The following is a 14,005-nucleotide window of genomic DNA, read 5'->3' on the forward strand; positions in this document are numbered from 1 at the left end:
AATGATCGCGGACCTGGACCTCGACGTCACCACCACACCACTCGGACGATTCGGTGAACCACACGAAATTGCCTACCTGGCATTATATTTAGCCTCCAATGAGGCGTCGTACACCACCGGCGCCGATCACGTGATCGACGGAGGATACACCGTGCCGTGAGCTACCGATCCAACGCGAGACCCCTCCCCCGCCGACACAGTCCGGCCCCGGCAGCCGGGAACAACACCCGGCTGATGCCGGTCGACGCTGCAATGCACAAGGCGGGACCACGCGTTCCCGCCCCCCCCCCGCACACAGAAACGGGGCACACCCACCCAGCAGCACGGAAATCCCGGCTGACCCTCCACTCGAGCGGAGTCGCCAGAGGTGGCCCGGCACACCCCGTTGCGGGTCGGCGCCCGGTCCCGGAACTACCCCAGAAATCCGCACCCGGCGCAGTGAAATTCACCAGCCGCGAAATTCACCAGCCGTGAAATTCACCAGCCGTGTCAGGAACACCCCCGCGACCCCGTCACCATTGCGCCGCCCCGGCGGGCACTCACACCGACGAGAGTCAACCGACACCGCCACACCGGAACAGGCGCCGACCCGACAAACCGAGAGATCCACCTTTCCAGCCGCCATGACGGACGACTGCCTGGGGTGATCGACGATCCCGATGATCAGAACGAGCTCGTGTCACCTGGTCCTGGACGCCACGCCCGACACGCGTACACACAGAAGCAGACCCGATGGAAGCATCACTCTTGTTTCACGACAACACCTTCCGGTGTGCGTTGATTGTCGCCCACAATGTCGGATCCGTCATCCGGTCACATCTGACGGCATCCGGACTCGGGCCTCCCCTCGTGGCAGTCATCGACGCTTACCTCCAGCGCGACAAACCCACTCAGGTCATCCGCGCACTCCGCGCGACAGGTTTCGAAGGAGAGATCGGCGTCATCGGACCTCTGCCCAGCGCCGAACGCGTTGCCCTCCTCGAGGCGGGAGCCGACGACGTCATAGACATTCCCAACAGCCTCAACGTCATCGAAGCAAGGATTCGAGTGATGATCCGCCGAGCGAAATGCCGTCAAACATCTGTACCCACATCAGGAAGACTTAGTCCAGAGATTTCCATCGAAGCCGACAACCTCGGCTACAACGGAGCGTACGCACCGCTGACCCGCGCCGAGGTCGCGGTGATGGCGATACTTGCCCGCAATGTCGATCGTGTCGTACGGCGACAACATCTGTTGCTGCTGGTGTGGGGACTGCCCGACGAATGCCAATCGAATTGCTTGAATATGTGCATTCGGTCGTTGCGCAGAAAGTTCGATTCCCTCGGAGCGCCGAATATCATCCGCACAGCTCATGGACGGGGCTACAGATTGGTTCTCTAGGACAACCGTCTTCACTACACATCAGTCCGGACATGCACCTTGCAAGGTCGGCGCCGGCCTGCTCGCCACGGCGAAGCGGCTCGGCGGCCGCGCCACCGGCTACGACGTGCACCCCGGAGGTCGCCGACCAGGTCCGCTCGGTCGGTGCCCAGTGGCTCGATCTGGGGACCGACGCCGTCGGTGAGGGCATGAAGCCCGGCAGTGTGGTGGTCGACCTGGCCAGCGAGACCGGCGGCAACTGCGAGCTCACCGAACCCGGTCAGACCGTCGTCCGTCGTCAAGCACGGGGTGAGGATCTGCTCGCCGCTCAACCTGCCCGCCACCATGCCCGAGCACACCTCCGAGCTGTACTCGAAGAACATCTCCGCCCTGCTGGAGCTGATGCTCGTCGACGGCGCGCCGGCCCCCGATTTCTCGGACGAGGTCCTCGACGCCGCCTGCGTCACCCGTGAGGAGGGCTTTGGCCACACGATCGAGAGTGGGACGGAATCCGTGCGCAGTGCGCGGAACCGCAGTAGGAACGCGCGGGGCGAAGGCACGACGGTGTTCCTGCGAACACCGTGCCGTGCTGCGGACTATCCTGAGTGAAGGAATTCGAGGTGGTGCAGGCCTATGTCGGGCGACCCGTCGGCCACACAGCGCGAACCGGACATCGTGGTCGAGCTGGCCGCGTCCGGTTTCGACGAGGCCGTGGAAATCGGACGGGGGGGTTTCGGGGTCGTGTACCGCTGCCTGCAGAGCGACCTGGACCGCACGGTCGCGGTCAAAGTACTCACCTCCGACCTCGATCCCGAAAATCTGGCCCGCTTCGTGCGAGAGCAGCGAGCGATGGGGCGGATGTCCGGACACCCGCACATCGTCGACCTCCATCAAGTGGGGGTCACCGGTCAGGGGCGCCCCTTCCTGGTGATGCCGTATCACGCCCACGGGTCCCTGGACGCGCAGATACGTCGTGCGGGGCCGCTGGGGTGGCAGGAGGTTCTGCGTCTCGGCGTCAAGATCGCCGGGGCGCTCGAGACTGCCCACCGCGGCGGCACCCTGCACCGCGACGTCAAACCCGCGAATATCTTGCTGACCGATTACGACGAGCCGCAGCTCGCGGACTTCGGTATCGCACGGATCGTGGGCGGGTTCGAGACAACGAGCGGGTCGATCACCGGTTCGCCGGCATTCACCGCGCCCGAGGTCCTGGAGGGGCGACCCCCCACGGTCGCCTCGGACCTCTACAGCCTCGGGGCGACCCTGTTCTGCGCACTCACCGGCCACGCCGCGTTCGAGCGGCACAGCGGCGAACACCTCGTCGCCCAATTCCTGCGAATCTCGTCAGCGCCGATCCCCGACCTTCGTGACGCCGGTATCCCGGACGACGTCTGCGCCGCAATCGAGCACGCGATGACGCGACAAGTGGACGAACGACCCACCGACGCAGCCTCCTTCGGCAACCACCTTCGCGAGATCCAAGGCCGCCACGGCCTCCTCGTCGATGCCCTGCAGATTCCGACGCAGGCACCACTCGCGCACCTGGATCGGGACCTGGACGTGCAGGCGGCATCTGCACCGCATCAGCACCGCCCGGCGCACCTGGCACATCCGACGCGAACACCGCCCTCACCGGTAACCAAATTCCGTCCTCCCACCACCACCCGGCGCCTCGTGCGCCGCCACCGTCTGCTCGAGGAGCTCCGTTCCCGCCGCGACAGCCGGCTTATTCTCGTCCACGGCCCCGCGGGTTTCGGCAAGAGCAGCCTTGTGGCGCAATGGAGAGACGAGCTCCTCAAAAATGGCGTCGCGGTGGCATGGCTGACCGTCGACCAGGACGACAACAACGAGGTGTGGTTCCTCTCGCATCTCGTCGAGGCGATCGGGCGAGTGCGGTCCGATGTCGTCGGCGAGCTCGGACAGGTGCTCGAGGAGAACGGACAAGCAGTCGAACGCTTCGTCCTGACCTCACTGATCAACCGACTGCATGACAGCGACCGCCCGGTGGTCATCGTGATCGACGATTGGCACCGAATAGCGGCGGCCGAAACAATCTCTGCGCTGGAGTTCCTCCTGGACAACGGCTGCCACCATCTCAGGCTCGTCGTTGCCAGTCGAAGCCGGACGGGCCTGCCGCTCAGCCGCATGCGCGTACGCGATGAGCTACACGAGATCGATGCCACCTCGCTCAGTTTCGACGTTGCAGAATCCCGAGAATTTTTCGCGGATCGACTACCCACACCCCTGACCGATTCCGACATCGAACTTCTCCAAGCGTCGACTGACGGGTGGATCGCAGCACTGCAATTGGCCGCGCTGACACTACGGGAACAACGTCGGGTGGGAGGAAGCACAGAATACGGTCGACCATCACCAGCCTTACTCGAGCAATTCCGCAGCGGAACGGACACCCTCGACGAGTATCTCGCCGAGAACGTCCTCGATGTGCTCGAGCCCGACATGCTCGATTTCCTCCTCGCCACCGCCGTTCCCGCACGCGTGTGCGGAGACCTTGCGACGATGCTGACCGGAGTCTCCGACGGCCAGGCCGGCCTGGACAATATCGTCGCCCGGGACTTGTTTCTCGGACGCTCAGGCGATGACCGCCAGTGGTACCGGTACCACCATCTCTTCTTACGCGTCCTCCGGAAGCGACTCGAACGAGGCGATCCGAGACGAATGGCGCAGTTACATCGGACAGCATCCGAGTGGTTCCGGGAACGACACATGCTCGGCGAGGCCCTCGATCACGTCCTGGCCGCCGGAGACCAGGCGTCGGCAGTTGCGCTGATCGAAGCGGAGAGTCTGTATCTCCTGAGCCGGTCCCAGATGTCGACGCTCCTCGCTCTGATCGCCAAACTTCCACACGACCTGGTCGCGGCGAGCCCACGCCTGCAACTGGCGACCGGGTGGGCGAACGCGGAACTACAGCAGATCGATATGGCACGGGAGTCTCGCCGTCGCGCCCTCGCGCTGCTCGGCGCCATCGACTTGCCGGCCGATCGCCGAACCCAGATGCGCATCGAAGCCAACGTCCTGCAGGCCGGCATCGAGAGTGCACTCGACCATACGGCCGGCGTCAAGGATCTGGTCGCCGAATGTGTGGAACGCGCACCCGACCAACCTCCGTTCGTCGTCTCGATGGCCGCTCTCATCGACACCATCGTCGACGTCTACGAATTCCGATTCGATGACGCGTACCGCAGACAGATTTGGGCGGCTCCCTATCACAGCAGAGCGGTAGGGCCCTACGCCGTCGCCTACGGGTACTGCTACTCCGGACTCGCGAAGGCAGAACAGCTCGACATCACCGCTGCGGTGCAGCAGTACCACCAGGCATTCGACCTCGTACAACGGGCGGGCAACGCCCAGTCCCAGCACGCCCGGCTGACCCGCGCCCTTCTCGCCGAGGTGCACTATCTGCAGAACAGAATCCCTGACGCCGAGGCCCTACTGAGCGAGACCTCCAACGTGATGGTATTAGGCGGTTCACCGGACTTCATGATCCGGCATTGCTGCCTGAATGCGCGGATTCTCGCACTTCGAGGTGATCTGGCGGGTGCTGCGAACGAACTCGACGCCGGCGCCGACACCGCCGACACACTCTCGCTTCGGCGACTACGCGCCGCTGTCGAGACCGAACGGGTCCGAATCGGTTTGCCACCGCGGCCGGAATTCGTTCCGGCCACCCGGCGATTCGAACCCGCGCAAGGCTCCGGCATCGAGCAGATGACCTCCCAGCTCGAGGACGAGGCCGCCATCATCTTGCTGGCACGAAGCGGCAACCGCGAGGACATGGGACTTGCCTGTGATTGGGCCGATGATTGGGTGGACGCGCTCACCGGAACCGGACGCGAGCTGGCACTGCTCTACGCCACCCGACTGTTGGTGTCATGCCTCTGGGCGAGAGGCCGCAAGACCGACGCCACGACGGCAATCCTCCCTCTCGCGATCACCTGTGCCCGACACGGACTTGTCCGGTTGCTCCCCGACGGGGGCCCGCACGTCATCGAAGCCTTCTCCGCACTGTGCGACGAGAAACCCTCGCTGTTGACCAAGAGCTTCACAGCCGAAGTCGCGTCCGCCGTGGTGCTCGGCTGAGGTACGCCTCGCCCGTGGCCACCCCGTGCGAACCCTGCCCCGACGGTCGACGCGTCAATCCGGCGGTCACCGTCCGCCGGTGGAGTCGACCGACGACTCGATCATTCTCCGCGACCGATGCGCCGAATCGCGCACGACCACAGTGGGCACGAGGTACACCGGCGAAGCACTCGAACACTACTGCTCACGGCCCCACCGAACAGCCGACGAGGCCCCGTCGTGGCGCGCCGAGGCCTCACGTAGACGTTCCTGCGCTCTTCACGGACACGACGCACATCTCGATCACCGAACCTACTGGGGGACAACACGATCAACGCAGCATTCAGCAGCGATCTCGACGACGAACAGCGACACCATCGACCCGATTCGCACGACCCTCACCTGCGGCTCAGCAAGGAGGCTGAGCATACCGGCGGCATCGGCGCGCCACCCGCTTCATCACGACTACCGGTTCGATATCACGGCAGGTGGACGTGGAGACCCCTCGATGGTTGGCCGCGGGCGGTCAGTCGACGTCACGGCATCGTCACCCTCCGCTGGTGACAGTGGCGATATCGACGTCGCCAGCGACATCCACACCCACCCCGCACTCGACAGCTCCCACCCTCCGACCCGGCACCGCCCAGATACCCGCGTGAGTGAGGGCGACGACGTATCACCACTCAGTGTGGGCCGCGTGGGACCAGTGTGGCATCGGTCCGCTGGGCACGACAACCGAGCATCGCCGATGATTAACGTTCATAAATCTTACAACCAACCCTTCCGCTTGCTGCGCTCGCAGGCCATGACAGCATAACTACACAGCGCACAGCGGTTCAGTACAGACTTCGCATAGCCAGAAGCCCTTGACAGCGTCGAGGCAATCCGACACTCTAATGAACGTATATTAGTTACTGTGCGCCCGCGCGGTAACCGTTCAGACGCTGACCAAAAGCGGTAGGGTTTCACCCCCTGCCGCGGCGACCGTCACGCATTGGTCCGCCGTCTCCGTCTGAGAGAGGAGTTGTCGATGAGCAATAGTCAGACCACGACCAAGAAGACAGCGTTTCATGAGGCCACCGCGGCCCTGGGAGCCGAGTACACCGAATTGTTCGGATCGTTGTGGCCCGATCACTACGGCGACGTCGACGCGGAGTATCAGGCCCAACGCCAGGGCGTCGGTGTCATGGATGCCTCGCCGATCAACAAATGGGAGTTCCGAGGTCCCGACGCTACCGTTGCTGCGCAACGCGTGCATACGAACAACATCGTGGGTGCGGCTGTCGGGCAGGTGCGATACGGCGCGTTCTGCGACGAAAACGGCCGCATGATCGACGACGGAACTGTTTTCAAGCTGGCGGCGGACCACTTGTGGGTCATGACGAACAAAAACACTCGGGCCGAACACTTCGCTCAGGCCACGAGCGATCTGGATGTCCAGATCACGGACATTACCGACGAACTTCCGCACCTGTTCTTCCAAGGTCCCGCATCGCGCGAGGCCCTCGCGCCGATCACCGACGCCGATCTCAGCACTCTGGGATGGTTCCGATTCCTCCCTGAGCAAGTCAATGTTGCGGGAGTTCCCGTCTGGCTGTCGCGCACCGGCGTCTCGGGCGAGCTAGGATATGAATTCTTCTGCCGTCCGGATGCGGCGCCGGATCTCCTGCGTAACCTGATTCGGGAGACGGGTGCACGTCCGTACGGCCTTGCTGCCATCGAAACGGTTCGTATCGAGTCGGGCATCATCGTGACCGACACCGACTACCCTGAGCACGTCTACACACCGTATGACGTCTCGTTCGATCGTCTCGTCGACCTCCGCCGGGATTTCATCGGGCGCGACGAACTGGCCAAAATCGAACCCGAACCTCGGCGCCACAAGATGATTACCCTCAGCCTCGACGGCGACCGTTTGCCAGATTACGGCTCGTCCGTGACCCATGACGGAAGAACCGTCGGAACGCTCACGAGCCCGACGCTCAGCCCCATCTTCGGACCGATCGGGCTGGCGATCGTCGAGGCTCCGCTGGCGGAGCCGGGCACCCGCCTCGAGATTCAGAATCAAGACGGGTCGATCGGCGCCGTGGTACACGAACACTTCCCTGCTTTCGACCCCGAGAAGAAGAGGCCCCGCTCATGACGACGACATCGCACATCATCGAGAGCACGGTGCCTATCTCGGAAGAATCGCTGACCACACGTCGTCTCGTCGTCTCATGCAATGACCAGCCTGGCATTGTCGCGGCGGTCTCGCGGTTCCTGCTTGATGCAGGTGCCAACATCATCCAGTCGGATCAGTATTCCTCCGACCCGTTCGGTGGCACGTTCTTCCTGCGCATGGAATTTGCCGGCACCAACGAGGTTGTCGACAGCCTGGCTGAGCGATTCGGCCTTGTTGCCGAGAGGTTCGGGATGACGTGGCGCTTCGGCAATCCCGATCGCCCGAAGCGCGTAGCAATCCTCGTCTCGAAGCAAGACCACTGCTTACAAGATCTGTTGTACAGGTGGCGCCGCAATGAGCTTGCGGCCGAAATTGTTTTGGTTGCCTCCAACCATCCTGACCACCGCGATGCCGTGGAAGCCATGGGTCTTCCCTTCCACCATATTCCGGTAGTCGACAAGGACCGAAAGCACGAATCGGAGGAGTCGTTGCTCGACGTCCTCGATGGTCAGTGCGATCTCGTGGTACTAGCGCGCTACATGCAGATTCTCTCTGGGAACTTCCTCCGCAGGGTGAGCGTGCCGGTGATCAACATTCATCACTCATTTCTGCCGGCGTTCGCTGGTGCAGGCCCGTACGCACGTGCGCGCGAGCGCGGGGTGAAACTCATCGGCGCCACAGCGCACTACGTCACAGAACAACTCGACGAGGGTCCGATCATCGAGCAGGACGTGAATCGCGTTGAACACAGTCACGACGTCGCGGCGCTCACACGTTTGGGCGCTGATGTCGAGCGCACCGTCTTGGCTCGGGCCGTGCAGTGGCACTGCGAAGATCGGGTGTTGCGCTTCGGCAACACCACCGTCGTGTTCTGAGTCGAGATCGACGACATCCTGTGAACTGCCACCCGCTCGAGATGTGCGGCCTCCAGTGAGTGGCAGGCACAACCGCGAGCTCCCCCGTGTGCGTACGGCGCCTGCCTTCCGGCGCAGTCGAGGTCGTCATACGATCCTGATTATGAACGAAAGCTGAGGACATGACTGCACAAGTACTTGACGGGACCACGACCGCTGCGACGATCAAGAGCGAGCTCGAGTACAGAGCCTCGGTTCTTCGTGATCGAGGTGACGTCCCCGCTCTGGGAACGCTGCTGGTGGGCGACGATCCAGGTTCCCGCTGGTACGTCAACGGCAAGCACAAGGACTGCGCACAAGTGGGGATCGAGTCGATCCGAATCGATCTTCCTGCGAGCGCCTCGCAGGAAGAGATCGAGTCCGCGGTTCGATCGCTCAACGACGACAAGCGCTGTACCGGATTCATCGTTCAACTTCCGCTGCCGCACGGTCGAGACGAAAATCGTGTTCTCGCCCTCATCGATCCTGCCAAGGACGCTGACGGCCTTCATCCGACAAACCTGGGCTGGCTCGTTCTCGGCGGAAAAGCACCCTTGCCGTGCACCCCGAACGGGATCATCGAGCTGTTGCGACGCTACGACGTTCCGGTCGATGGCACGCGGGTCGCGGTCGTCGGCCGCGGGGTTACTGTCGGTCGCCCCTTGGGACTCCTGCTCACGCGACGCTCGGAGAACGCCACTGTCACGCTGTGCCACACGGGGACCCGCAACCTAGCGGAATGCATCCGTGAAGCAGACATCGTCGTGGCCGCCGCCGGTGTCCCAGACATCATCACCGCCGAGATGGTCAAGCCCGGCGCAGCCGTCCTCGACGTGGGCGTGTCGCGGCTCCAAGGAAAAATTGCGGGCGACGTAGCAAACGACGTCCGAGACGTGGCCGGTTGGATCTCTCCGAACCCGGGCGGCGTGGGCCCCATGACGCGGGCAATGCTCCTCAACAACGTGATTACCCTGGCAGAAGAGCAACACCACCCATAGATCATTGCAGCGTTTTCAGCTCCACGCTCGTCCGATGGTTGTGCAAGAGCGAATTCGAACGATCACGATGGCACACCGCTGTCGCGCCGGTGCCTGAGCGTCGTCTCTCTCGGCACTGTGCCGTACCTCGCGACAACCAACTTCTCGACGGTGACAGGGGGAGCCAATGAGCTGGCAGTGGTCCTTCTAGGTTCATTGTGGGCGGTGTTCGTGACAGGGATAGTCCTCGCCGGCATCGACAAGAAGCGCGCCCCTCAGGTCTACGCACGCATCGGCTGGCAAGAGATTGACCTTGACGTCTCCAGGCTGCGGACGACGGGGTCGAAGAACAGGGTCGAACGGGGCCTCCCGTGTACGTCCACGCCTTCCCCGCCGGTCAACACGAGAATGCAGGTCTTCCTCGAATCGCTGGTACGCGGCCAGAGACCACCAGCATGGAGGGAGACCCGCCCTCATCGACGCAGCCTCGCCCCGTGCTCAGTCCCGCGCAGTGGAGAACCAGGTCGGACGTGATCAATCATGGCGTCAGCCCTGCACCGCGTTCACCGAGCTGTTGCTGACCGAGACCAAAATCATTCGGGTCATCGCGACAGCGTTGTCAGCCACCTCAGGCAAGCTCGACGCGTCGCCGTCCCAGTCGCACCACTTGCAGGCTCCCTCCAGCAAAGTCGTGATGATCCGAAGTGCCTTGTCCGAGCTGACAAAGCCCATCTCCCGAGCGGCAACGACGTAAAGCTGCTCATATAGAGCCACCCATTTATCGGCCTCTGATCTGAGCTCGGGTCGGAGAAAGTGCACCATCTCGTCGGTGGCAATGAGCAGGTCCCAGAGATTGCTCTCGGGCAACTGCAGTTGGCGGGTCAGATGCACCCGAACCAGAGCCGACCAATACTCCTCGGGCGTCTCACAATTCTCCAACGCGTCCAGGATGGCCGTGCCGAATTGGTGGAAATGCCAGCGGAGCGACTCTGCGACGATCTCGTCCCTGCCGTCAGGAAAATGGGCGTAGATGCTCGGTGCCTTGATATCTACGGCACGCGCCACCATTCGCATCGAAACCGAGTTGAAGCCGATTTCGATCGCTAATCGCAGGAACTCTTCCAAGATGCGGCGACGAGTCGGCGACTGATTCGACCAGTCGTATCCGGCCATGTTTTGCCGAAAATCGTCGGTCGCCTGCTTGAGCGCCGGCTCGATCATGTGTCTCCGTCAGTGTCGATTCGAGTGGGACCTAACTATCATACGTTAGGATAGGGCGGGAGCGCCTCCAGCCCAGACCAATTCGTTTGCCCCAGGACTCCCGGTGGGCTGATCGATACGTCCGGACACCAACTCGTGCGGTCAATTTCGATCGATATTCGTACGTGGCGCGGCGACCTTCGCCGACCAGGAAAGGAAGATTGTGCCTCAGCTACTTCACCTCGATTCATCGGCGGACCTTCATTCGTCGACCAGCCGAGAACTCACAGCCGACTTCGCAGCGGAATGGAGTTCGCTCGGTGCCAGTTACTCTGTGATCCGTCGCGACCTGCACACAGATCCCCTGCCCCATATCCCGACAGACGAGCTTCATTGGGCTCCGAGGCTCCGCACCACCGGACGACCCGTACCTACCGCAGCCGATCGTCTCCAGAGCGAACTCATCGAGGAAGTAGTGCGGGCAGACGCGGTCGTGGTCGGAGCTCCGATGTACAACTGGTCGATCCCATCAACCCTGAAGGCATGGATCGACTACATCCATGTACCCGGAATCACCACCTCCTTCGATTCCGAGACCATGCCATTGGCGGGCAAACCCATGGTGGTGGTGACCAGCCGAGGAAATCAGTACGGCCCCGGCACTCCCGACGAGCTCATCGACCACCAGATTCCCCCGCTCCGGCAGGTGTTCGGAACTGCACTCGGTATGGACGTCACATTCGTTCGCGCCGAGCTCACCCTCGCAGAGCGTGTCCCCGCGATGGCCGCGTGGATCGAGACGTCACATTCGAATGCCGAAACCGCCCGTAGCGAGGTCGTCGCCCTGGCACGACATATCGCGATGCAACTGAGCTGACATGTGAAGCCGATCGGGGCCGGCGCCGGGGATCGATGACCGCACTCAACGACCAGCTATCAGGAGCCGGCGTCGCCACGAAGGAATGCAGGAGGCACGAGTCGCGCGGACGTGGTCGCCTCGTAAGGAAGTCCCGGCACCCAGTGCAGCAACTCGATCGCCATTCCCCAGGGCGTCAGTACATACACCCAATCGAGGCCCTCGATCGGGCCGCTTTCCTCGGTCAGTACCGTACCCAGTACTCGCACTCCTGCGAACTGCTTCAGATGATCGACCGCCGCCTGCACATCCTCGACGTAGAACGCGAGATGGCAGCCACCAGGCTGCGACGGCCGTGGTGCAAGAGATGAATTGTCCGCGCCGGCTCCCTTGTACTCGAGCAACTCGATGTTGTGCCGAGACTCGTGAGTAAGCACGGCGAGGCGGACGATGGCTTCGTCTGGTCTCGATTCTCCCGGCCAGATATATCCCACGTTCGAGTCTGGGCCGGACTCCAGCACGAGCTCACATCCGAGCGCTGATACAAAGAAGTCCACTGCTTGGTCGAGATCTGGAACGGTGAAACCGACGTGATCGATGGCCCATTGCATAGAGCACTTCCCTTCGATATTTGTGTGCTGTCAGCCGCTCCGACGGAAATCAGCTGAGCCCTGTGCGACAACCGCAGATCCCCGGACGATCGGCCCAGGATCCGCGGTCGGCCAGTTGTGCTACTTGTTCACAAGCTATATCTGCTGACGCCCGATGCGTTCGTATGCATCCGGCTTGCGCGTACGCAGAATGTTTGCGAGGACGACACCCGCGATCGGCAACCCGAACGTGAAGGCCAGGAACAGGATAGCGATCAGCCCGGTGCCGCCGATCAACTCGGAGTAGTTGATCACAGCGAGCACTGCGACTCCGGCAAGGCCGAGTGCCGCCACCACGGGGGCGACAGTCGTCCTCCAGAAGGAATCGCCATCTCCGCGATTCTTTCGCAGGTAAACCACGACAGCGATGCTGGTGCCGAGCATCAGCAAGAGAATGGCGAACGTTCCGGTACCGCTGGCAATCGGGTAGAGCTTCTCGGCCCCGACACCAATTGCCGCGAAGAAGATGACGAGCACGGCCCAGACTCCGCCGATCAGCGAAGCCGACACGAATGGCGATCGATGATGCGGGTGCACTTTGCCGAGGACGGATGGCAGAACGCGGTCTGTGCCGAGGGAGAACAGGTATCGGGCAGCCACGTTGTGAATGGACAGAACTGACGCCAGGATCGAGGTCATCAGAAGAATCGTCACCACGTCGACCACGATCTTGCCGGTGAGGTTCAACAACGCGGACGAGAACATTCCTGCCGTGTCCTCCACGGCAGCGTCTCGCGCTCTGTCGGCGCCGAAGAACGCGAGGTACGCCCACGCCGCGATCGCATAGAAGATTCCGATGCTTCCGACTGCGATGTAAGTCGCCAGGGGGATGGTCTTGTTCGGGTTCTTGACCTCATCTCGATAGATCACGGTCGCCTCGAAGCCGAGGAAGTTTCCGACGACGAACAGCACAGCCAGGCCGATGCTCGCATCGGTGATCGACGGCAGCGAGAAGCCCGCGCCACCGCCGTCAGCGGGACCGCCGTGCACGAATGCTGCGACGTCGAACACGATGACGGTGATGACCTCGAGCAGCATGACGAAGGTGAGCACCCTCGCGGACAGGTCGATTCGCCGATAGGCCAACGCTGTAGTGACGGCGATGAGGGCGAGTGCGTACCAATACCATGCGATCTCCGGACCGCCCAGATCGACGACGTAACTCTGAACCGTCACAGCGAAGAACGCAGGAGCGAAGAATCCGATTGCCGTGTACCCGAACGTCGCAAGCAAGGCGCCACCGAGGCCCGCGGGACGCCCGAGGCCTGCTGTCACGAACGAGTAGAAACCGCCCGGATTCTGCACTCGACGGCCCATCGTGGTGAACCCGACCGAGAACAGCACCAGCAGGACGGTCACCACCAGGTAAATCGCCGGGGCCGTGCGACCACTGAACGTCAGCAGCACTGGAATGAACCCGGCGACCGTGGTCAGCGGAGCCGAGAATGCGAGCACGCTCATCACAAGCTCGCCCACCCCCATGTTTCCGCTCAGCCGGTTGGCGGGCTCCCCCTGCTGCTGTGCCACCTGTGCATCACCACCACCAATGGGCAATTCGACTCTCTCTGTCGTCACAATAGTCTCTTCCTGCGAGGGCCCCAGACGGATTCGCCAGGGGTTGAACGATGGAATTGGCAGTCTCCCCGGGTATGGACCCGGATCGAAGCGCAAATGTTGCGCATAAACGGATTGGACAGATCGGCGGACGACGGTCGACGCTATATCCTCCACCACGCCGTCGGCGGCCTGTCACATCCAGCAAAGGAAATGTTACCCGGGTCACACCCGTGGCGACCAGGGGTGATTGATGCGAAAGTGGCCAG

10 protein-coding genes and 1 pseudogene are annotated in these 14,005 nt (G+C 62.6%); 8 read left to right on the plus strand and 3 right to left on the minus strand.

Features of this window, described 5'->3' with window-relative positions:
• Position 1 precedes the first annotated feature (1 nt).
• From CA951_RS40775 to CA951_RS40805, 7 genes and pseudogenes are all read left to right on the plus strand, one after another.
• Positions 2–160, plus strand: coding sequence for an SDR family oxidoreductase (locus CA951_RS40775; protein WP_143543191.1), 159 nt, complete (start codon positions 2–4; stop codon positions 158–160).
• Positions 161–732: 572 nt separating this feature from the next.
• Positions 733–1,383 (plus strand): winged helix-turn-helix domain-containing protein, encoded by a 651-nt coding sequence (locus CA951_RS40780; protein WP_087562263.1) that lies wholly within the window; start codon positions 733–735, stop codon positions 1,381–1,383.
• A gap of 49 nt (positions 1,384–1,432) precedes the next feature.
• A pseudogene (locus CA951_RS40785) lies at positions 1,433–1,971 on the plus strand (hypothetical protein); the annotation flags it as partial.
• Between the two features lie 24 nt (positions 1,972–1,995).
• Positions 1,996–5,463 carry a serine/threonine-protein kinase gene (locus CA951_RS40790; RefSeq protein ID WP_087562264.1) on the plus strand — a complete coding sequence of 1,156 codons (3,468 nt, stop codon included), beginning with the start codon at positions 1,996–1,998 and terminating at the stop codon, positions 5,461–5,463.
• 1,009 nt (positions 5,464–6,472) lie between these two features.
• The gene (locus CA951_RS40795) at positions 6,473–7,585 is read left to right on the plus strand and encodes an aminomethyltransferase family protein (protein WP_087562265.1); all 1,113 of its coding nucleotides are present in this window, start codon (positions 6,473–6,475) and stop codon (positions 7,583–7,585) included.
• Positions 7,582–8,481 carry a formyltetrahydrofolate deformylase gene (purU, locus tag CA951_RS40800; protein ID WP_087562266.1) on the plus strand — a complete coding sequence of 300 codons (900 nt, stop codon included), beginning with the start codon at positions 7,582–7,584 and terminating at the stop codon, positions 8,479–8,481. Before CA951_RS40795 ends, purU begins: the two co-directional genes overlap by 4 nt.
• Before the next feature lie 161 nt (positions 8,482–8,642).
• On the plus strand, positions 8,643–9,497 hold the full coding sequence (locus CA951_RS40805; protein ID WP_087562267.1) for a bifunctional methylenetetrahydrofolate dehydrogenase/methenyltetrahydrofolate cyclohydrolase: 855 nt from the start codon (positions 8,643–8,645) through the stop codon (positions 9,495–9,497).
• Positions 9,498–10,022: 525 nt separating this feature from the next.
• On the opposite strand, the gene CA951_RS40810 is transcribed toward CA951_RS40805, so the two are convergent.
• Positions 10,023–10,697, minus strand: a complete 675-nt coding sequence (locus CA951_RS40810; RefSeq protein ID WP_087562268.1) for a TetR/AcrR family transcriptional regulator — start codon at positions 10,695–10,697, stop codon at positions 10,023–10,025.
• A gap of 202 nt (positions 10,698–10,899) precedes the next feature.
• Between CA951_RS40810 and CA951_RS40815 the strand changes: the two genes are divergently transcribed.
• On the plus strand, positions 10,900–11,553 hold the full coding sequence (locus CA951_RS40815) for an FMN-dependent NADH-azoreductase (protein WP_087562269.1): 654 nt from the start codon (positions 10,900–10,902) through the stop codon (positions 11,551–11,553).
• Between the two features lie 59 nt (positions 11,554–11,612).
• On the opposite strand, the gene CA951_RS40820 is transcribed toward CA951_RS40815, so the two are convergent.
• Positions 11,613–12,143: a VOC family protein gene (locus CA951_RS40820; protein WP_087562270.1), complete on the minus strand. Its 531-nt coding sequence runs from the start codon at positions 12,141–12,143 to the stop codon at positions 11,613–11,615.
• A 135-nt stretch (positions 12,144–12,278) separates the two neighbouring features.
• The gene (locus CA951_RS40825) at positions 12,279–13,709 is read right to left on the minus strand and encodes an APC family permease (RefSeq protein WP_218780568.1); all 1,431 of its coding nucleotides are present in this window, start codon (positions 13,707–13,709) and stop codon (positions 12,279–12,281) included.
• Between the last annotated feature and the right edge of the window lie 296 nt (positions 13,710–14,005).

Source organism: Rhodococcus sp. NCIMB 12038 (assembly GCF_002165735.1).
In the GTDB taxonomy this organism is placed as follows: domain Bacteria; phylum Actinomycetota; class Actinomycetes; order Mycobacteriales; family Mycobacteriaceae; genus Rhodococcus_F.